The 20,945-nt window shown below is 61.3% G+C and carries 16 protein-coding genes; 8 read left to right on the forward strand and 8 right to left on the reverse strand.

Features of this window, described 5'->3' with window-relative positions; translation table 11 throughout:
* Position 1 precedes the first annotated feature (1 nt).
* Positions 2-610: an ABC-type transport auxiliary lipoprotein family protein gene (locus LPU83_RS49475; protein ID WP_024312783.1), complete on the forward strand. Its 609-nt coding sequence runs from the start codon at positions 2-4 to the stop codon at positions 608-610.
* A 168-nt stretch (positions 611-778) separates the two neighbouring features.
* Here LPU83_RS49475 and LPU83_RS49480 read toward each other — a convergent pair whose 3' ends face one another.
* On the reverse strand, positions 779-7,267 hold the full coding sequence (locus LPU83_RS49480; protein WP_024312782.1) for an apolipoprotein A-IV repeat region-like domain-containing protein: 6,489 nt from the start codon (positions 7,265-7,267) through the stop codon (positions 779-781).
* A gap of 466 nt (positions 7,268-7,733) precedes the next feature.
* On the opposite strand from LPU83_RS49480, the gene LPU83_RS49485 reads away from it, so the two are divergent.
* The gene (locus LPU83_RS49485) at positions 7,734-8,102 is read left to right on the forward strand and encodes an Hpt domain-containing protein (RefSeq protein WP_024312781.1); all 369 of its coding nucleotides are present in this window, start codon (positions 7,734-7,736) and stop codon (positions 8,100-8,102) included.
* Positions 8,103-8,299: 197 nt separating this feature from the next.
* Positions 8,300-8,620, forward strand: coding sequence for a 2Fe-2S iron-sulfur cluster-binding protein (locus LPU83_RS49490; RefSeq protein ID WP_024312780.1), 321 nt, complete (start codon positions 8,300-8,302; stop codon positions 8,618-8,620).
* Positions 8,621-8,912: 292 nt separating this feature from the next.
* Here LPU83_RS49490 and LPU83_RS49495 read toward each other — a convergent pair whose 3' ends face one another.
* Complete coding sequence (locus LPU83_RS49495) at positions 8,913-9,539, reverse strand: DUF922 domain-containing Zn-dependent protease (protein ID WP_024312779.1); 627 nt, start codon at positions 9,537-9,539, stop codon at positions 8,913-8,915.
* A gap of 98 nt (positions 9,540-9,637) precedes the next feature.
* Here LPU83_RS49495 and folP point away from each other — a divergent pair, with 98 nt between their 5' ends.
* Genes folP through folK form a run of 3 tightly spaced genes read left to right on the forward strand, consistent with a single transcriptional unit; the run spans position 9,638 to position 11,380 of the window.
* Entirely contained in the window at positions 9,638-10,504 is an 867-nt protein-coding gene (gene folP, locus LPU83_RS49500; RefSeq protein WP_024312778.1) for a dihydropteroate synthase, read from the forward strand.
* Positions 10,501-10,869 carry a dihydroneopterin aldolase gene (gene folB, locus LPU83_RS49505; protein ID WP_024312777.1) on the forward strand — a complete coding sequence of 123 codons (369 nt, stop codon included), beginning with the start codon at positions 10,501-10,503 and terminating at the stop codon, positions 10,867-10,869. Before folP ends, folB begins: the two co-directional genes overlap by 4 nt.
* A complete protein-coding gene (folK, locus tag LPU83_RS49510; protein ID WP_024312776.1) occupies positions 10,862-11,380 on the forward strand; it encodes a 2-amino-4-hydroxy-6-hydroxymethyldihydropteridine diphosphokinase in 519 nt (172 codons plus the stop codon). Before folB ends, folK begins: the two co-directional genes overlap by 8 nt.
* A gap of 51 nt (positions 11,381-11,431) precedes the next feature.
* Here folK and LPU83_RS49515 read toward each other — a convergent pair whose 3' ends face one another.
* The 4 genes from LPU83_RS49515 to LPU83_RS49530 all read right to left on the reverse strand — a co-directional run bounded on the left by LPU83_RS49515 (position 11,432) and on the right by LPU83_RS49530 (position 15,321).
* A complete protein-coding gene (locus LPU83_RS49515) occupies positions 11,432-11,983 on the reverse strand; it encodes a hypothetical protein (RefSeq protein ID WP_024312775.1) in 552 nt (183 codons plus the stop codon).
* A gap of 210 nt (positions 11,984-12,193) precedes the next feature.
* Complete coding sequence (locus LPU83_RS49520; RefSeq protein WP_024312774.1) at positions 12,194-13,273, reverse strand: YcjF family protein; 1,080 nt, start codon at positions 13,271-13,273, stop codon at positions 12,194-12,196.
* Positions 13,270-14,745, reverse strand: a complete 1,476-nt coding sequence (locus LPU83_RS49525; protein ID WP_024312773.1) for a YcjX family GTP-binding protein — start codon at positions 14,743-14,745, stop codon at positions 13,270-13,272. The genes LPU83_RS49520 and LPU83_RS49525 overlap by 4 nt, the downstream gene beginning before the upstream one ends.
* Before the next feature lie 78 nt (positions 14,746-14,823).
* Positions 14,824-15,321 (reverse strand): SixA phosphatase family protein, encoded by a 498-nt coding sequence (locus tag LPU83_RS49530; RefSeq protein ID WP_024312772.1) that lies wholly within the window; start codon positions 15,319-15,321, stop codon positions 14,824-14,826.
* A 273-nt stretch (positions 15,322-15,594) separates the two neighbouring features.
* Between LPU83_RS49530 and dksA the strand changes: the two genes are divergently transcribed.
* Positions 15,595-16,014 (forward strand): RNA polymerase-binding protein DksA, encoded by a 420-nt coding sequence (gene dksA, locus LPU83_RS49535; RefSeq protein ID WP_024312771.1) that lies wholly within the window; start codon positions 15,595-15,597, stop codon positions 16,012-16,014.
* Positions 16,015-16,085: 71 nt separating this feature from the next.
* Here the strand turns inward: dksA and LPU83_RS49540 are convergent, their stop codons facing one another.
* Positions 16,086-17,099, reverse strand: coding sequence for a flagellar biosynthetic protein FliO (locus LPU83_RS49540; protein WP_024312770.1), 1,014 nt, complete (start codon positions 17,097-17,099; stop codon positions 16,086-16,088).
* 287 nt (positions 17,100-17,386) lie between these two features.
* Here LPU83_RS49540 and cckA point away from each other — a divergent pair, with 287 nt between their 5' ends.
* Positions 17,387-19,987: a cell cycle histidine kinase CckA gene (gene cckA / locus LPU83_RS49545; RefSeq protein WP_024312769.1), complete on the forward strand. Its 2,601-nt coding sequence runs from the start codon at positions 17,387-17,389 to the stop codon at positions 19,985-19,987.
* 29 nt (positions 19,988-20,016) lie between these two features.
* On the opposite strand, the gene LPU83_RS49550 is transcribed toward cckA, so the two are convergent.
* Positions 20,017-20,943, reverse strand: a complete 927-nt coding sequence (locus tag LPU83_RS49550) for a pseudouridine-5'-phosphate glycosidase (protein WP_024312768.1) — start codon at positions 20,941-20,943, stop codon at positions 20,017-20,019.
* Positions 20,944-20,945: the final 2 nt, after the last annotated feature.

The raw sequence follows: 20,945 nt of genomic DNA on the forward strand, positions 1-20,945 counted from the left end.
TATGGCCGTATCGGATGTGTTGCAGCGTCGTTCGTGGATATCGATAACCGCGATCGCGCTGCCGCTATTGGCAGGCCTTGCGGGCTGCGGGACGGCTGCAAAGAACGACACCTACGATCTCTCAGCGTCGGTGACCGGCAGTGGACCGGCGGCAAAAGGCCGCCAGATCCTGGTGCAGCAACCGACCGCGCTGAAGGCGATCGACAGCGAACAGATCGTCATTCGGGTGGCTCCATCGCAAATACAGTATCTTTCCAAGGCGCAATGGGGCGACAAGCTGCCACGCATAGTTCAGGCGAAGCTGGTCGAAGCCTATGAGAACTCCGGCAAGCTCGGCGGCGTCGGCGTCCCCGGCCAGGGGCTCGCGATCGATTATCAGCTGGTGACGGATATCCGCTCCTTCGAGATCGACACGACCGCCGGCAGCCGTGCGGTGGTTGAGATTTCAGCCAAGATCCTGAATGACCGCAATGGTTCCGTGAGAACTCAGAAAGTGTTCAGACAAGAGGTGCCTGCGGGCGGATCGAACGATGGTCTTGTGAAGGGCCTCGATCGCGCGTTTGCACGTGTATCTGCTGAAATCGTCAACTGGACGCTGCAGTCTATTTGATCGTCCATGCCGGGTAGGCGGGAAGGTGCCGCAGGTCCCTACCGACTGGGGCCGGCATGACCGGTGGAAACCGCATCCGAGACTTCAATGAAATGCGACCGCAAACAATGACCCCGAAACGAAAATGGCCGCCCTTTGGCGGCCATTTCTCTTTTTGCCTAGGGCCTCTTAGCCCAATCGTCCTGCGGCATGAGCAAGCATCGTGTAGACCTTGCCCGTATCCGAGGTCAGATAGGACTGGGTGATCGTCTTGTCGCGATCGCCGCGGGAAACATCGGCAAGCAGCTTCTCAAAATCGGCGATGTAACGATCGACAGCGGTGCGGAACTCCGGCTCTCGATCGTACTTGCGCTTGATCTCGTCGAAAGTCTGCTGGCCCTTCAGCGTGTAGAGGCGGCGCGTAAACACGTCCCGCTCGCCACGCTGATAGCGACGCCACAGATCGACCGACGCGTCGTGATCGATCGCACGGGCGATATCGACGGAAAGCGAGTTCAGGGACTCGACGACATGGCGCGGGTTGCGGCTATCGGCTGTGCGGGCCGGCGCTGCTGCGGTAACCTCAGCGCGGGCGGGCGGTTGCCGGGCCGGAGCTTCCTCGGCGGCCTCGTCGCGCGATGCGCCACGCAGGAGGTCGCTGATCCAGCCACCGGTTGCCGGCGAGGCCGGAGCCGGGGCCGCAACGGGTGCGCGCTGCGGCGTCGCGGCGGCAGGCGTCGGTGGCGTCAGCGAACCGCGCAGGCCGAAGCTTTCGATCGGCGAGGCGGTCACTGCCGGTGCCTGGGTCGGCGCTGCGGGCGGGGCAGGCTGCGGCGCCTGCTGGGTAACGGCTGGCTGGGCCGGACGCGGCGCCGGCTGTGGCTGAGCAATAGCCCGCGGCGCCGGCTCGGAAATTTCCAGTTGCTGCGTTGAACGGCCGACGATGTGCGAGATGTCCTGCAGCGCTTTGATCTGCTCGGCGACGGCGCGCCGCATGGCAGCGGCGCTTTCCTTTGCTTCTTCCGGAAGATCGAATGCACCCCGCTTCAGCTCACTGCGGGTCATATCGAGTTCCTTGCGGATGTCGCCAGCGGAGCGGCGGATCTCCTCGGTCGCACCAGAGAATCGGGATACCGCCTCCTCGACTGCCTCGCGAAGCGACTCGCGCATGGTCTGGGCAGCGCCGTCGGATGCGCGACCTGCCTCGCCGAGCATACGCTCGACTTCCGACAGCGACGCTGTCAGGCCACCGCGCAACCGGTTGGAGAGCTCGCCGGAGCGACGCTCGGCGTTGCCGAAGGCACCGTCGATTGTCGCGTTGGCGTCTTCTCCGGCCTTGACGAGCGCGGCGCGCATGGTCGCTGCTGCTTCCTCTGCACGCTTTTCGGTTTCGGAGAGAACGCGGCCGATGTCGGAGAAGGAGGACTGTACGCTCTCGCGCAGCGTACCGCTGACCTGGTTCGATCGCTGCTCGGCGCGGTCGAAGGCGGATTCGACCATACCGCCCAGGGAACGCATGGTCTTCTCGATTTCCTCCGAGCGCTGGACGAGACCAACGGAGAGGTTTTGCAGTGCCGTTTCGCGATCCTCTAGCGTCGAAACCAGGTTCGATTGGGCCGCTGCGAGCAGACCGGATGCCTGGCCGAGCACCTTCGAATGCTCATCGAACCGACCGATGATGCCACCGACCTGGGCAAGCGTCTGACCTGAAATATCGGACAGGCGATCGACCTTGCCTTCGAGCAGGCGGGTCGATGCGGAAACCATCTCGGCGGCCTTCGATGCGGATTCGGTGAAACGCGACGTCGTATCGCCGAGGCGGCCATCCACTGCCGCTAGATTTTCGGCTGCACTGCTCATCATCTGACCCATGGCGGAGCTGTTGTCCGACAGGCGCTCGATCAGCTTGTTGACGTTGGCAAGGAGGCTGTTCTCCATTGCGTCGACGGCCGAGGAAGCGCTCTCGGTGCGTGCGGCGATCGCAGTGATCAGAGCCTCGTTCTCGCTGCGTAGACGCTCGGTGCTGCGCTCGGTCGCCGCCGTGATGCGTGCCGCGGCTTCTTTGCCTGCGTCGGCATAACGATCGATCAGCGGTCGTGCCGTCTCGTCGAGAATGCGCGCCAGTTCCGTGGAGCGGCCGGAAAGCATCGAGTTGAGTTCGCGGGTCCGGTCATCGAGTGTCGTACGGATGGCGCTGCCGCGCGCATCGAGTGCCTTTTCGACATCGGTCAGCGTCGAGTCGATTTCGCGCGTGCGGTCCTCGAGGCTTGAACGGATTGCATTGCCGCGAGCTTCCAGAGCACGTTCGACCTCTGCCATGGTAGAGGTGATTTCCTGGCTTGCATCAGAAATCGTCGTGCGGATGCCCGCGCCGTGGTTTTCGAAGGTCGCCTGGGCGTCGCCAAGCGCGCGGGAAATGGCGCCAACCTGGCCGCTGACCAGGGTCTCCGCTTCCGCAACCTTGTTGATGATCGCGTTGCCTGCTTCCGAGAAGGTCTGAGCGACGGCCGCTGCCTGGCCGGCCAGACGGTTCTGGGCTTCAGAGACCCGGCCGACGATCCGTTCGGACCGTTCTTCGATTGCGCGGCTGAACTCGTTGCTCTTGGCCTCGAGGCCCTCCGCAAACTGCTGGCCGGTACGGCCGAGGCTTTCGGCCGCACGGGCGGCTTCGTCGTCCATGCCCTGTGTCGTCTCGGCGACGGCGCTGCGCAGCGAAGCGGCGAGGCCGGCAGCCTTGCCCTCGATCGTGCGATTGACTGCATCGAGACCGACCGTCAGAGCCCGGTCCATCGTCGACAGGCGCTCCTCAATGCGTGCACTGCCACGCTCCATCGCCTCGTCGATGCTCGCCGTGCGGGTGTCGATGCCGGAGGTCAGATTGGCCGTGCGGCCATCAATCGTCTCCACGAACTTTACGGCGCTGTCGTCGAGCGCTGCCGCAATGCGGCCCGTTGCCTCTTCACCAAGGACGCCAATGCGCGAAATACCGTCGGCCAATGTGTCGGAAAGCCGGCCGCCAGCGGCGTCGACCTGCTCGGCTACGCCGCCGACGCCGTCACGAATGCGGTTTTCGAGGGCGGCAAGGCCGGCCTCGACACGCGACCCGGTTTCAGCAAAGCGACCGGTCATGCCTTCGATCGACTGGTCGAGCTGCGAGGAGAAGGTTTCTGCCGAGCGCGAGATCTCGCCTGCTGCCTCCTGGAAGCGGCCGGCAATATGGCCGGTGCTGTCGCGCAGGCGATCTTCCAGGGCCCGGCCACTGTTGTCGATCGTCTGGCGAAGCGAGACCTCATGGTCTTCCAGCGACATTTCCAGCATGCCGACACTGGTGGCGATCGATGCTCCGATCGTCGTCGCCTGGTCAGAGAGGGTGTCACTGATACGGCTGTGAGCGTCGGTGAGCGCGAGGTTGATGGACTGTTCGCGATCGGCCAAGGTCGAACGGATACGTTCGTGTGCCGAGTCCAGACCACTTTCGATGCGCGTGGCTGCATTGCCGGTCAGAGCCTCGAAGCGATCGTGTGCCGCGGCAAGGCCGCCTTCGATGCGGGATGCAGCATCGCCGTGCAGTGTCTCCAGTCGCTGATGCGCATTGCTCAGGCTGTATTCGATGCGGGCAGCGGCGTTGCCGGTCAGCGAATCAATGCGGTCTCCACCGCTCGAGAGCGTGCCAGCAAGCGTCGAAGCATGATCGTTCAGCGAACGCTCGAGGCGTTCCTGGTTCTCCGTGTAGGCGCTGCGAATTGCATCCGACTTGTCGACGAAAGCGCCGGCAACGCGGGATTCGGCGCCGGCCACCGTGTCGAGCAAGGCATTGGTGCGCGCTTCCAGGGCATTGTCAAAGCGGCTCTGGCTTTCGCCGAAGGAGATAGCGAGCGCCATCGCTTTTTCGTCGAGCGTATCCGAAAGACGGTCCTGGACCGTCGCAATCGAGTTGGCAATGGTATCGACGCGCCGGGCAAGCGCGTCTTCAATGCGGCTATGGCCCTCGTTCAACGATGTGGCGAGTGCCATGACGCGGTCGTCGAGCGCCTCGGTGATCCGGTCATGTCCGCCGGCAAGTGAGTTGCCGATCGTTTCGGCGTGGTGGCCGAGCGTGTCTTCAAGACGGCTCTGGCTTTCGTTCAGGGAAATGGCAAGCGCCATTGCCCGGTCGTCGAGAGCCTCCGTGAGCTTCTCGTGGCCGCCGACAATCTGCTTCGCGATCGTCTCGGTATGGTGGCCGAGGGTGTCGGCAAGCCGCGTCTGGCCTTCATTGAGGGAGATGGCCAAGGCCATCGTTTTGTCGTCCAGCACTTCGCTAAGCTTTTCGTGGCTGCCGGCCAGTTGGTTTGCGACGGCATCGACGTGAAGGCCAAGCGTATCGGCCAGGCGGGACTGCCCCTCGTTGAGGGAAATGGCGAGTGCCATTGCCTTGTCATCAAGAGTGTCGGCAAGCTTTTCGTGGCCGCTGGCGATCGAAGCGGCAATCGCTTCGGCACGCTTGGCGATCGTATCCTCAAAGCGGTTCTGGCTTTCGTCCAGCGAGATAGCGAGCGTCATGGCCTTGTCGTCAAGCGTGTCGGCAAGGCGCTCGTGGCTGCCTGAGACGGCGCTGATGATTGCATCGGAGCGGCTTGCAAGCGTACTCGCGAAACGGTCCTGGGTGTCTGCGAGGGCAGCACTCAGCGCACCGCCGCGATCGGCCATCACTCCGTCGATCCGCTCATGCGCGGAGTCAAGCGCCTGGGTGATATCGGCTGCGCGCCTGGAGATCATCGTATTCAGTTCGTCGGCACGGCCAAAGGCCGAGGTAATCTGCTCGGTTCCCGCGGAGACGGCAGAGCTCAGATCGGAAGTCGTGGACAGCAACGTGTCGCGGAATTCCGTCGCGCGTGCGGCGAGATTGTTGTGGAGTTCCGACGTGCCCGATGCGAGCGCCAGGGAGATTTCGGAGGTGGCGTGGCTCAGCGCCGACGTCATACCCGTCGTATGCGTATGGATGGCCTCAGTGACTTCGGAAACCTTGCCCGCCAGCGAGCTTTCCATGACTTCCTGGCTGGTGGCGAGGGCCGTGGCCAGCGCGAAGGACTGGTCGGTGAGCGACGCGCCAAGGCGCTCGATGCTCGAGCTCAGGATGCCGTTCAGCGAGTCCGAACCGCCGGTCATCGTGTCGTTGATGCGGTTGAGGCTCTCCATCAGCTTGGTGTCGAGCGAGCCGGCGCGCTTGTCGAAGGCATCGGTGAATTCCGCGACGCGCTCATCGAACGAGGTAGAGAGCTGCGCGACGGTTGCCTGCAGCCTTTCGTCGAAGAAGCCGGAGCGCAGATCGAGATCCATAATGGTGTCGTCGACGCTCGACTGCAGGCTCTGGCGGAAGCTCGAGCCCTTCTCGTCGAGCGCGCTGTTGAGCTTGGAGAGGACGTCATCCAGCGTGGTGCTGATGGTGCGTTCGCCACCGGTCAGGCTCTCGTTGATCTCGCGGGTGCGGGCGATCAGGATCTCGTTCAGCTGACGGGCACGGTCGTTCAGCGCGGCGTTGAGCTTCTCGGCGTTGCTGTCCATCGTCGATGCACGCGTCTCGAACTGCCGCAGGATCTGATCTCCGTGCCCGCTCAGGCTCGACGTGAGGGAATCCAGCCGTGTGTCGAATTCGTTGGTGAGTGCGAATCCTGAGGACGTCAGCGTCTGCAGCAGAGAATCCGTCTTTGCCGCAAGAAGCGTGCCCAGCGACTGGATCGCCGACTCCGACTTCTCGGTGATGGCCGCGGCGCGCGTGTCGATCATCGAGGCGAAGGCTTCGCCCGAGGTTGCTAGGCGTACGGCGATCTCTTCCGTGGCAAGCGACAGGTCTTCCTTGAGCTGGTCGTGTACGCCGGCAATCGACGTGCGGATACGCTCGGCGTGATTGACGATCGCTTCGCGCTCAGAGCCGAGCTCGTGGACGAGACCACGCACGCGCAATTCATTGTCGGCGTAGCTGCGCTCGAGTGCATTGACCTCGGAATGGACGAGGGTTTCCAATTCCGAAGCGCGTGCAATGGTCCGCTCAATGCCTTCATTCATCGCCGAGACTTCGCGGCGAACCGCCTGGCCAACGGTCATGATGCGTTCGGAAGCAACGGTCTCAGGCTCGGAGAGGCGAAGTGCCACTTCGGCCATGGAGCGCGCCGCGTTTCGCATGTCCTGGGCACGCGCCATCATGACTGCGAAGGCGTAGAACAGCAGCACCGGCACGATGATGCCGATGAAGCCGGCGATGACGCCCGGCAGTGCCAAAAGATCGGCGATGGAGCGGATCTGCCAGATCTGCGGCGAATAAAGCAGGGCCATGAGGCCAAGGCCGGCGACAATCCAGAGAAGCGACACGATGGTTGCATTGCGGATGGCCGAGCGGCTGGAACCGTTCTCCAGGGATTTCAGGAGCGAAGCCGGCGATATGCGGTTGGCGTCGTTGGCGGCGAAGGACGGGGCGCGCGACGGCTGCTCGGGCTGGCGAGGTGTGTTGGCGGCGCGGGCGCGCTTGGCGTCGGTCTGGCTCTGTTGATTGCGGACACTTGGTGTTTCTGACAATTTGGCCTCCGAGGCGTCGGTCTTGCCGTTCAGCGTATCGTCTTCTCCGAAGTCGATCTGGAGCGCTTCGTCCAATGCCTTGAACGCCTTGTCCTCGATCGACTCGTTGTACTTGTTGTTCGCCATTTAAGTTACGCCTCGTTACATCCCAGCCGGTTCAACAACGCATCCGGACTTCCCGCCGAGCCCGAACAAAACCTTGCCTCTGAGCCCGCCCGTCCAAGTCGCCGAGGACGGATAAGCATATCATTTCAGAGTGGATAGCTGCTTTTTCATACAGACGGTATCAAAACATTACCATTATCCACTTGGCGAGCAAAGGCAGGTGCCAGAGAGCTCGCCCAGTAGTATCGTAGTGACACATCCGGGACTGCTAGACAATTAACGCAACCGGTCAAATCCCCTAATATTAATGTCTTGTTAACACCATTTAACAAAAGCGCCCCTTTAAAAACCAACGAGTTAGGGGCGTTTAACGGACGTTAACCATAACCTGAGAAATCCGCCCTGAATGTGCCGAAATTTAACGTGATGGCGACGCCGCGCCCGCAGCATGAACGAACGGCGGGATAGACGACGGGAGAATTGGCACATGGCAGCAGTCAGTATTGCGTTTGCGGCACCCGATAATTGCAAAGGCCCACGTCCTTCGCAGGAGCGTCCGGTGGATCTGGTGCATCTGGCAAACCAGACAATGGGCGACAAGAGCCTGGAAATCGAAGTTCTGCAGATGTTTGCGCGGCAGGCGCGGGCTTGCCTGCAGGAAATATCGTCCGGCGACGAGAAGATCATCGAGACCGCGGCACACCGCCTCAAGGGCGCCGCCGGCGCCGTGGGTGCGTTCCGCGTTCATGCCGCCGCTGAAGCGCTCGAGGGCAATTGCGGCGACGCTGCCAGTATGGCGGCAGTCGGCATTGCGGTGATCGAAGCCGAGAACTTTATCCTCAAGCTTTGCCGCTGAGCCGCAGGTCAGATACGAGACCCGCTGATCCGTTTCGGGGCAGCGGGTCTTTTTGTGACTGTCGGCATGGCGCATTTTGACAAGCGCGCCGCTTCCCGATCTGGAATGAAAGGCATCGAGCGGTCGGTGTTGACTGCCTCGACGATTTGTTGGAAGAAAAATCCAGACCCTCCCATTGACGACTACCGGAAATCATCATGCCCAAACTGACCATTGTCGCCTTCGACGGCACGCGCTTCGATCTTGATGTCGATCAGGGATCGACCGTTATGGAAAATGCCGTGCGCAATTCGGTGCCGGGCATCGAGGCTGAATGCGGTGGCGCCTGTGCCTGCGCGACCTGTCATGTCTACGTCGACGACGAGTGGACAGAACGCGTCGGTCCGCCTGAAGCGATGGAAGAAGACATGCTCGATTTCGCGTTTGACGTGCGTCCGACGTCGCGCCTATCCTGTCAGATCAGAATGAAGGCAGCCCTGGATGGGCTTACAGTCCACGTGCCCGAGCGGCAGGCCTGATCCACTGCATTCCCCAAAAAAAAGCCTCGCTGGCCGCTAGACGAGCGAGGCGAGGTAGGCGCATTACCTACGGACGAGGGAGGATCATCCGCGGCTTCGCAACGCGCCAGGAGAACCCAGGAGCGAAAGTTCGGGCTTACGGACCTGAACTTTCGAATGTTTGAATATTACCGCGTTGCGGTTGATTTAGCTAGACTGAGAAATAACCACTAAATCACTGGGGCGACTGCAGTTTCACACAAGTTTTGTTACGCGGCTAAACTTCTGTGATCGCCTTGAGCTTGAGAATCAGCTATCTTGCGCCGCCGGATATTCTGATCCGATTGTTCAGAAGTCTCATCATTCGACTCTGAAAATTGACGGCTTCGATTCGGTCGAATCGTGCCTGCAGCCGGTCGTGTTCCTCGATGCCGCGGGTCGAAACGTCGGTCACTAATTCCTGCATGCGCTCGCAACCGGGCTGCGGAGGAAGCGCGAGGATCTGCCTTTCCATTGCGCGTGCCTGGTTTCGCGCAATCTCGGCATGACGTTCTTCGTGCCGCTTGATGTCGCTCGAGAGTGCATCCCATATCATCGACAGCTGCTTGCTGGCGCCTTTGCGGTTGGTCCAGCGGGGCAGGATGATCTGCGTGTGGACGGTGACCTTGGCGCTGGCGACCCGGCATCTTCCTCCCGCCTGGACATAGGTGGCGTCGCCGCCGAAGCGGATCTTGGTCGCACCCGGATGGCGAGCCGACGAACCGCTTGCGGTCGGCCCGTTGGTGCTCAGTTGCTGATCGAGTTGGTCCGCGGTTTTACCCTTGATCGCAAAATAGGAGTAGCTTCGCGTCGCGATCACGGTAGCAGCGGCTGGACTGCACGCTGCTACCGCGATGGAAAAGCCGAGGAGGAGAGGCATATAACGCGATACGGAAAGCATTCTGCAGATACTCATGTTGAAGTTTGCCGGAGCTTGGGGCATAGCCACGACCAGCGCAATATCGCTAGCGTTTTTTTCGATCGATAGGATGAATACCGTTGGCACGGCTTGGGAGCAGTTTCTGGCGCGTCGGGCATGGTCGTGAGATCGGACTGGGCGCGCGTGCCGTGATCATGGCGATCGTCAACGTGACGCCGGATTCCTTCTCGGACGGTGGGCGATACGAGACCGTCGATGCGGCCGTGACGCATGCCCTCCAAGCTGCCAGCGAGGGCGCTGGGATCATCGATATCGGTGGCGAATCGACACGTCCCGATGCGGATGTCGTCAGCCCTTCCGAAGAGCAGGCACGAGTGTTGCCGGTGATCGAGGCACTGCGCGGCAAGACCGATGCGCTGATCTCGATCGATACCTATCGAGCTGAGACCGCACGGCTTGCCGTCGGCGCAGGGGCGCATATTGTCAACGACGTATTCGGGCTGCAGAAGGAACGCGAGATCGGGAAGATCGTTGCCGATACCGGCGCAGGCCTGTGCCTGATGCATACGGGCCGCGATCGGGAGAAGCTTCCGGATGTGATCGCCGACCAGTTTTTCTTCCTCGAACGCTCGCTAGAAATCGCTTCGGCCGCAGGTGTTTCGAGGGATCGCATCGTGCTCGACCCGGGCTTCGGCTTTGCCAAGGATACGGAAGAAAATGTGGAGCTGATGGCGCGTTTCGGCGAGTTGCACCGCTTGGGATTGCCGCTGCTTGCCGGCACTTCGCGCAAACGTTTCGTCGGCGCCATCACAGGCAGGCAAGCCGCCGAGCGGGATGCGGGAACGGCAGCGACTAGCGTGTTGCTGCGTCTGGCCGGGGCTAGTATTTTTCGCGTACACGATGTCGCAATCAACAGGGATGCTTTGGCAATCGCCGATGCTATGCTCGCGGCGAGCCATAGCTGCGAGCAAGGAAATTTGGCATGAGCACTACGTACACTATTACGCTTCAGAACTGCGCCTTCTTTGCCCGCCATGGCGTCCATGACGAAGAGGAGTTCCTCGGCCAACGTTTCTTTGTGGATGCCGAGCTCGACGTCGTCGCAGGCGATGCCCTGGAGAGCGATTCCATCAATGACACGGTCAACTACGGCATTGCCTTCACCGTGATCGAGGAGATCGTCACGGGTAAGCGTCGCTATCTGATCGAGGCGCTTGCGCTTGATATCGCCAAGGGGCTCAGTTCGAAATTTCCGCAGATCAAGCGTGCAAAAATCACAGTCCGCAAGCCGAACGCACCGGTACCGGGCGTTCTCGATTTCGTTCAGGTGAGCGTCGAACACTTTGCCTGAGGCCATTTTCCAAACGGCAACGCTCGGCCTTGGCGGCAATCTCGGCAAGCCTACTCATGCAATGGCCGTCGCTCTCAGAGCGCTTGACCAGCGACCCGACTGCCGGGTGGTAGCGGTATCGCGGCTCTATCGCACGCCGCCCTGGGGCAAGACCGACCAATCCTATTTCTTCAACGCTTGCGCTGCCGTCGAGACGACGCTTGGCCCGGAGGCGCTTCTCGATGTCTGCCTGGATATCGAACGGGGAATGAAACGAGAGCGTATCGAGCGCTGGGGGCCGAGGACGCTGGACATCGATATTCTGACTTATGCCGATGTCGTTCAATCCGCGCCACGGCTGGAGCTTCCGCACCCGCGCATGAAGGATCGCGGCTTCGTGCTGATGCCACTTGCCGACTTTGCTCCGGAGCTGCTTGTCCACGGGGCACCCGTTCGCGAATGGTTGGCGAAGGCCGATGTGCAGGGGATCGAAGTGGCCGATCACAGCAGCAACTGGTGGCATACGGCCTGAACTAGAAAAGCGGCGGAGAGTCCGCCGCTTCAAAAGGCGCGGACCAAAAACCTATTCGACAGAACCGACGGTGATTTCGTCGACTTGGCGCGTGAGCGTCAGGCCGATAACAGGGATCATCTGGCTTTCGACCTTGACCGAAACGGTAACGTTCATGGTTTTGTCGTCGCGGACGCGGGCAATCATGGCGCCGTTAAGCTTGGAACGGTTGAGGCCGACGACCACGGTATCCTGGGTAACGGCACCTGATATAACGTCGAGTCCCTTGCCATCGGCGCCATCAAGGAATTTGCCCTTGTAGGAATTGCCAGACTGGGTGATGAGCGCGGTCATCGGCTGCTTGAAGACGCCGACCCTGCAGCTTCCGTCAAGCTTGATGCCAGTGCCGCCAGCGCTCACCGGTTCGCCGACGAGATTGCAGGTGAATTTCGTGCCTTTGTACTTGCCGGCAACGATCTCGCCGGGGCCTCTCCAGGCGCCGGCAACGGACTCGAAGAAGGCTTTGTCACGTGTTGCCGCTGTTGCCGACGGAGCCATGTCGGCGACTGGTGACAACGCCACCGCAGCCAGTCCGAAAAGAAGAAGAAACTTGCGTGAATACATGGATTTTCCCTAGCGACACCATCGCTTAACTGGACCCAAGTTTTGCCGAAAAATGGTTAACGGTTGGTTTCCTGTGAGCCTGAAAGCGCTGAACAACAGCGCGTTCCGCAGCCGCCGTACGCCGATACCGGAGCGCTAGCACCTTGAATTCATGGCAAGTATTTTCGCGTGTCGTTTAGCGCGTGGCAAGCACGACAAAGCTGTCAATTTTCAGGAATTCTTATCACGCGATGTCATGGATGGCGTGAGATCCCCAATGAAGTCGCCGATTCCCGGCCGTTTCAGGGCATGGAACGAAAGGGGACGGCAAAGGTCCATGGCGGCGATTCCGATGCGGGCGGTCATCAGGCCGTTGATGACGCCTTCGCCGAGGCGTGCCGACAGCTTCGACGCCAGCCCATGGCCAAGCACCTGCTGCACGAGGCTATCGCCGACCGCGATCGAGCCGGTCACGGCAAGATGCGCCAGAACGTCTCGCATGAGCCTGATCATGCCGAGCGTTCCCGGCCGCCCTCCGTAGAGATCCGCCATAGCCCGGACGAGTCGGGCGGCCTCATAAAGCACGTAGAGCAAGTCGACGATGGCACGCGGGCTGACGGCGGTGACGATGGAGACTCGCTTCGAGGCATTGACGATCAAGGCCCGCGCCTGCCGGTCGAGGGGCGCCAGAAGCTCGCGTTCTGCGAGGGCGATGAGATGCGGCGCGTCGATGATATCGCCCTCTGTCGCTTTCAGCGCGGCGCGGCCCTTGGCCGTCTCGGGCTTGCCGGAGAGCAGAGTTTCCAGCCGCTTGACCAGCGCGCGCGCCTTCGCCGGCTTCGTCTCCACCATGGCGGCCTCGGCTTCGCTCTTGATCGCCTGCACGGCCGTTAGCCGCATCATTCCGGCTGTCTCACGGATAACGATGGTGATCACCGCCAGGATGCCGATTGCGAGTGCCGCAAGCGCTGTATAGCCCAGCCAATCTGCGCGACTGAAGAGATTGCGGATAAGGCTGTCAGTCCAAAGGCCGAAGGCAAGCGAAAAGAGAACGCCGAATGCGGCCGCTGCGATTTTCGCAAACGAGGTGCCGCGATTGCGCGGGACCGCGACCGGAATTGGAGGGACATCCTTCTCGGGATTGAGGAAAGGATCATCCTCGTCAGCGGTCAACACGATATCGTCTGTAAAGCTACCCGGTCTTCGCTGGCCACGGTTGGTTTCGGTCGTCGGCCGAGCCGGTGCGTCCTCCTCATAGGAAAAGGCAGCCGGCGCGCGGTGTGCGGGATGTTCGGATGGTGGCTTGATCATGCGAGGCGATCTCCGAAGAGAAACTGCATTGCACGGTCGAGGCGAATATGCGGGACAGAAAGCTTTATGCCGCCGCCTGTCTCTTCAAGGTGCGGCGGGCGAAAGCGTACGACACTGACATCGGGCAGGGCGACGTCACGGTCTCCAGATTCTATGCGCTCGAACAGGCTCTCCGGATCTTCCGGCAGGTCGCCGGGAAATATCGCCGTCTTCTTGAGGCCGTCAAAGCATTCTGCGCCGATGGTTTCACCCTCCATCGGTGTTCCAACAATAACCGGAAGCTCATGGCCATCGCGTTTCACGGTCGCTTCGCGCGTGGCCCGGACCGAGGCAAGTGCCATGACGTCAATGCCTGCGCCTGCCATACCAATGCGATGCACGGCACGATCGACCAGGCGGCGGGTGAGGGCGTCGAGCCGGTCATGGCTTTCATGGTGCAGGTGGTCGGCCTTCGTTGCCGCGACGAGTACGCGATCGATACGGCGGCCAAGCAATGACGACAGCCAGGAATTTGTACCCGGACGAAAGCACGCCAGAACGTCGGTCAGGGCGCGTTCGAGGTCCTGAACTGCCTCCGGGCCACGGTTGATGGCCTGCAGCGCATCGACGAGCACAATCTGTCTGTCGAGGCGGGCGAAATGTTCGCGAAAGAAAGGCTTCACCACGACCGATTTATAGGCTTCGTAGCGCCGCTCCATCATCGCCCAAAGCGATCCTTTTTGCGGTTTGGCTTCCGGTGGAGGCGTGAGCGGCGCAAAGGTAAGTGCGGGCGAGCCATCAAGATCGCCGGGCAGCAGAAAGCGGCCAGGCGGAAGCGTGGAGAGCGAGCGTTCGTCGACTTTGCAGGCCTTGAGGTAATCGGCAAAAGACGTGGCGAGGTCGCGGGCGCGCATTTCGTCTGCTGAAGCGTTAACGTCGGTGGCGTGGGTGAGGGCCAGCCAATCGCGCGAGAGTTCTGCACGAATGCCCGTTCCCGCCAAGGCGATCGTTTCCTCGCTGAACGCGCGGAAGTCCTTTCCGAGCAAAGGCAAGTCCAGAAGCCATTCGCCCGGATAATCGACGATATCGATCGACAGCCGACCCGGCGAGAAAAGACGGTTCCAGGCGCTGGCACTTTGATATTCGAGCGTGATGCGCAATTCGGATATCGCCCGGGTGGAATCGGGCCATACGCGATCCTTCACGAGAGAGCGGATATGATCTTCGTATTGGAAGCGCGGCACGGCATCGTCCGGTTGGTGCTCAAGCCGCACCGCCGAGACACGACCGGACTGCACAGGCTCGAAGAGCGGCAGGCGGCCGCCGTGCAGAAGATTGTGGACCAGAGAGGAAATAAAGACCGTCTTTCCGGAACGCGAGAGGCCGGTGACGCCAAGGCGCACAGTGGGATTGATCAGGCCCGATGCCCGGTCCGCAAGATTGTCCAGGGCGATGCGCGCGTCATCGGAGAAGGAGGTCAGGCTGGGCGGCAAGGCGGAATTCCGGTTCTAGTCGTGACAAGCCATATAGGAACCGCAGGTCGATGCGAAAAGACGTTCCGCGAAAAGACCTTAGTCGATCACGAAATCAACAAGGCGCCAGCCTGCCAACCTGGTGTCATAGTCCAGAACTGCAAGGCCGGCAGCCGGAAAGCCGGTCGGCAGCGCCTGACAAAGCGCCTCGTGGCCGATCAGCACTTCTAGCGTTTGCTCCATGGTCGGGTTGTGGCCGACGAGCATCACCGAGCCGGCCGCTTCTTGCGCATCGATGATCTCGAGGTAGATGTCCGGTGAGGCATTATAAAGTTCGTCGACGAATCGAAGATCGAGCGTCGAGCCCATAGCCCTGTGCACAGCATCCGCCGTGTCCCGGCAACGCGCCGCTGTCGAACTGAGAAGCAGATCCGGCCTATAGCCCTTGTCGGCCGCCTTGTCGGCGACGATCTCGGCGTCCGCGTAGCCTTTCTCGCTCAGGGGGCGGTCGAAATCATGTTGCCCAGGCGCTGCCCAAGCGGCTTCGGCGTGCCGCAGCAGATAAATCCGGGAGGGCGGAGGCGTGATTGCAGCCATAGGAAAATCCACGTCGAAGGGACTTTTTCAGTAGCGGGTGAGCGGCCCGTGCGTCAACCGTAGCGGAAGGTATTGCCGCCAAATCAGGGGTAGGAAAGTGCGGGGTTACCGGGAGGAGAATATGCGCCCGGCGGAATAGTGGTGAGAAAATAGTCTGTTAGCTCAAAAATATGACAGATTTAAAAAACTGTTTACCTAGCGTATTTGGCTTGAATCAACCGTAGTCCTCGCGATATACACCCGCCAGATGAGATGTTCTTCAGGAGAATCGCGTTGAGTGAGAAGATCGATCTTAGCAACTACGTACCCTCGGAAGAGGAAGAGTTCATGAACGGTAATCAGCGGGCTTACTTCAGAGCCAAGCTGGTCGCCTGGAGGAACGATATTCTGAGAGAGGCGCGCGAAACCCTCGACCACCTGGCGGAGGAAAGCGCAAACCACCCGGATCTTGCTGACAGGGCATCGTCCGAAACCGACCGGGCCATCGAACTTCGTGCCCGCGACCGCCAGAGAAAGCTGATTTCCAAGATCGACGCAGCACTGCAACGTATCGAAGACGGCACCTACGGCTATTGCGAGGAGACCGGCGAGCCAATCGGCCTCAAGCGGCTTGACGCTCGACCGATCGCGACGCTCTCGATCGAGGCCCAAGAGCGGCACGAGCGCCGGGAAAAGGTCTACCGGGACGAATGAGCCCGACATGCTGACAACAAAAAGGGCACCGCGCAAACCGCGGTGCCCTTTTGCTTTGTTCGGTCGGTCCACTATTTGTCGCGATTAACGCTCATCTCGCCGAAGATGCGGGCGACTTCATTCTGAAGTGCGGCATCTGCGCCGGTGAGCGGGGCCATGTCAGGGTCACGGCGAGGCAGGTTTCCAGGCGCCTGGCTAGGCCTTGCCGCGGGCGCTTGTGGTGCGGGCACGATGCGTTCGGCGGCAAGCGTACTCGTCATCTCCTCCTCGAGTATGCGCTGGAAGTCGCTCGGCTGCACTGCAGGCGCCAGCGTGCCAACTTCGACGAATGCCGATGCGGGCTGCACCGGCGCGAGCGTGTTCTGGACGGAGGGCGGGGTGACCTGCGGCTCGGTGCGCTGTTGCGGCAACACGCGCTGGCGGGCGGAATCGAGGATGTCTGCGGCAACCGAGGCCTCGATCGGCGCAGGCGCCTGACTCGGTTCCGGTCGCGGCTCGAACGACGGCGCCGGGCGCGGCGCACGTTCACGTTCGGCGATAACGGGCGGAGGCGAGGGCGGCGTGGCGACGATAACCGGCTCGGGTCGGGCTTCGATCGGCGCGCGTTCGGGCACGTAGGGTTCAGCTGGCGTGTGGCTGCGGACCGGCGCATTCTGTGGTTCAGCCGGCGCGATGCGAACAGGTGCTGGAGCCTCGGACGTCGCCTCGAGCTGCAGCGGCATCACGGGGACAGGAACTGGAGCCGGAGCCGAAGCCCGAGCAGGTTGATCCGCCGTCTCAGGCGATCCCGCGTCGGCAGCCTCGCCAATTCGGCTCTCGATGACGACATCGGTCGGTCCGCCGATCATGATCAGATGCTCGACGTCGTCCCGCCGGACGAGGACGAGACGCCTGCGCGCATCGACAGCCGCCGCATCAAGAACCTGCAGCCGCGGCTGGCGATTGCGGCCGCCGCGCACAAAGGGCGAAGGCGCGCGGCTGCGCATGATCCAGAGCACGACAATCAGCAGCAATAGAGCTATGCCGACGCCGCCGGCGGCGAGAAGGAAGCGGCTCCCATAGGCTCCCATGAGATCATCGAACATATTGGCTTACTCCCTTCGCGGTTTTGAACCAGCTGGCGACTTTACCACTTCGTAGACAAGTCCCGTTGGCCTTGTCCAGTCATGCCAACCCGAAGTGGAATTCGAACATGCTTTCTTAACAACGCATTTTAATGGCGAAATTGGCGCTCTTCTTTGTGAATTCAATCAGTCTTCACAGAGACCAGTGTTTTTGCGGAGACCGCAAATTGGTAAGAAGGAAAAGGCGCCTGATTCCTGCTTTGTCTCCCTGTTACGAGTGAAGCCCGGCAGGCCATGCGAGGGAATAGATGACGAGACCGCGTCAGGCCGACGATTATAGCGAACCGCTCTTGGACCGCGGGGGGCGCACGGGAACGGCTTTGCGCATCATCCTGCTTGCGCTTGTGCTCATCGGCGCAGCCGCCGCGTTTGTCGTTTTCAAGAGTTCTCTGGACAACGAAATGGTACTCGGCGTTCTCGGCGTGCTTGCCATGGTCGGGATTTTCTTCCTCGTGTCGTCGGTGATCGGCTTTATCGAAGTCATGCCACAACGGCAGTCCGACAGCCTGGCGCGAGCATTCTTGAACAGCCACCCCGATGGGTCTCTGATAACTGATGAGAAGGGTCGCATCGTTTATGCGAATGCGGCCTACGGCGAATTGACCGGTGCCCGCAAGTCGACGGAGGTTCAGACACTGGAAGCGCTGCTGTCGCGGCATCGGGAGTCGAACGAAGCGCTCTATCGTCTCTCCAACGGGCTGCGCGAAGGCCGAGAGGGTAGCGAGGAATTCCGCCTGTTGCGGTCGCTTGGCCCTTCGACGAACGGTGCGGGAGCGCATTGGTACCGCCTGAAAGCGCGGAGCCTGCACAGCGAGGAGATCGGGCGTAAGCCGCTGTATATCTGGCAAATCAGCGACATCACCTCCGAGCGCGACGACCAGGAGCGGTTCTTCAAGGAGTTACAGAATGCGATCGACTATCTCGACCACGCACCGGCCGGGTTCTTTTCAGCCGGCCGCAAAGGGGAGATCTTCTATCTCAACGCAACACTGGCGGAATGGCTCGGCATCGATCTCACCAAATTCGTTCCCGGTTCGGTAACGATTGGCGATTTCGTTGCCGGCGAGGGACTTGCACTCATTCAGTCGGTGCAGGCCGATCCGGGTCTGAAGAAGACCGTGACGCTCGATCTCGACCTGAAGAAGATGAACGGTCAGAGCCTGCCGGCGCAGATCGTCCACAGCGTGACGTCGATGCGCGATGGTGCGCCTGGAGAAAGCCGGTCGATTGTGCTCACGCGCCAGAAGAGCGGTGAGAGCGATCAGTCCGCGTCGGCGGCCGCGATGCGGTTCACCCGTTTCTTCAACAACACGCCGATGGCGATTGCCTCGGTGGACGGCGAAGGCCGCATCCTGCGCACCAACGCGCCGTTCCTGAAGCTGTTTTCCGGGATAGTCTCCCGGAATGATGTGGAGAACGGCGCTTTGCTCGAAGTCATTGTTCAGGACAGTGACAAGTCGAAGCTGCAGCAGGCGCTTGCGGCGGCAAAGGACCGGCAGGGCGATATCCCTCCAATAGACTCCCGCACGCCAACGGATGAAGCCCGCCATTTCCGTTTCTACGTCAATGCGGTGATCGACCAGAGCGATGAGGCGCCGGAAGAGGCCGCGATCGTCTATGCCGTCGAGGTGACGGAGCAGAAGGCGCTCGAGGCGCAGATGGCGCAGACGCAGAAGATGAACGCCGTCGGCACCCTGGCCGGCGGCATCGCGCACGACTTCAACAACGTTCTGACGGCCATTTTGCTGTCCTCCGATCATTTGCTGCTGCAGGCGCGACCGGCCGACCCTGGCTTTGCCGACCTGATGGAAATCAAGCGCAACGCCAATCGTGCCGCCGTGCTCGTTCGGCAACTGCTGGCGTTCTCGCGCAAGCAGACGATGCGGCCGACGGTGCTCAATCTGACCGATGTGGTCGGCGACCTCAGGATGCTGGTCGACCGCCTGCTTTCCGGTACGAATGTGAAGCTTGACGTCGAGTACGGCCGCGATCTCTGGCCTGTTAAGACCGATCTGTCGCAGTTCGAGCAGGTGCTTATCAACCTCTGCGTCAACGCGCGCGATGCCATGCCGCAGGGCGGCAAGCTCACGCTTCGCACGAAGAACGCAACGGCGGAGGAGGTGGCAGCATTCAATTACTCCTACATGCCGCACGAGGACATGGTTCTCATCGAGGTCTCAGACAACGGGACCGGTATCGCGCCCGAGATCATGGACAAGATCTTCGAACCCTTCTTCACGACGAAGGAGGTGGGCAAGGGAACGGGCCTTGGTCTCGCGATGGTCTACGGCATCGTCAAGCAGTCGGGCGGCTACATTCAGCCGGAGTCGGAAGTCGGCAAGGGTACGACTTTCCGCGTCTTCTTGCCGCGCCACATTGTCGAGCTGGCCGTTGCCGCGGAAGCTGACGCTGTCACGCCCGCCATGGGCGCGCCCGCTGGACAGGCGTCGACACCGTCGGAGCAACCCGAGGATCTGACGGGATCTGCCGTCATTCTGCTCGTCGAGGATGAGGAAGCAGTACGCCGGGGCGGCAAGCGCATGCTCGAGACCCGCGGCTATACGGTTTACGAGGCCGGCTCTGGCGTCGAGGCGCTCGATATCATGGACGAGCTCGAGGGCAAGGTCGACATCGTCGTCTCGGATGTGGTCATGCCGGAGATGGATGGTCCATCGCTGCTGCGCGAACTGCGCAAGAACTATCCGGACCTGAAGTTCATCTTCGTTTCGGGCTATGCCGAAGATGCATTCGCGCGCAACCTGCCGCCGGATTCCAAGTTCGGCTTCCTGCCGAAGCCGTTCTCCCTGAAGCAGCTTGCTGTCGTCGTCAAGGAGACGCTCGACAGCTAAGGGGCGCCGCGGCGCCCCTTTTCAAACGATCATCCTGCGAGCGCGACGGCAATTTCTGCCGCCAGTCGGGCATTGTTTTCCACCAGCGCGATGTTGGTCTTAAGGCTCTGGCCGTCGGTCAGGTCAAAGATGGTGCTGAGCAGGTAAGGAGTGACCTCCTTGCCGCTGATTTCGTCGCGTTCGGCGCTGTCGAGCGCCCGCTCGATGTAGATCTCCATTTCCTCCCACGGGATCTCGTCTGCCTCCGGCACGGGGTTGGCAATCAGCATGCCTCCGTCGATGCCAAGCTGCTCGCGCACCGTCTGGAAGTTGGCGATTGCGGCCGGGCTGTTGAGCGTGAGCGGACTACGCAATCCGGAGGCGCGCGACCAGAAGGCGGGGAATTCCTCGCTTTCATAGGTGACAACGGGCACGCCCGCGGTTTCGAGCACTTCCAGGGTCTTCGGAATGTCGAGGATTGCCTTGGCGCCGGCGCAAACGACGATGACGCCGGTGCGGCCAAGTTCCTCGAGGTCGGCGGAGACATCGAAGCTTTCCTCGGCACCGCGGTGGACGCCACCGATGCCACCGGTGGCGAAGACCTTGATGCCGGCACGCTCTGCGGCGATCATCGTAGCTGCCACGGTCGTTGCCCCGTGACGGCGCTCGGCGATCGCAAAGGCGAGGTCGGCGCGCGAGACCTTCAGGACATCCTTGGCCTGCGCCAGCTGCTCCAGCTGATCGGCTTCGAGGCCGATGTGCAGCGTACCGTGAATGACTGCGATGGTGGCCGGGACGGCCCCCTCCTCACGAATGAGCGCCTCGACGCTGCGGGCCATCTCGATGTTGCCGGGGTAGGGCATGCCATGCGTGATGATGGTCGATTCGAGCGCCACAATCGGCGCGCCGCGCTGCTTGGCGCTTGCGACCTCTTTGGAATAGGCGATCGGCAGCAGGGGGGAGATCGGTTTCGTCATTG

Origin of the sequence: Rhizobium favelukesii, from assembly GCF_000577275.2 — a bacterium.
GTDB lineage: Bacteria > Pseudomonadota > Alphaproteobacteria > Rhizobiales > Rhizobiaceae > Rhizobium > Rhizobium favelukesii.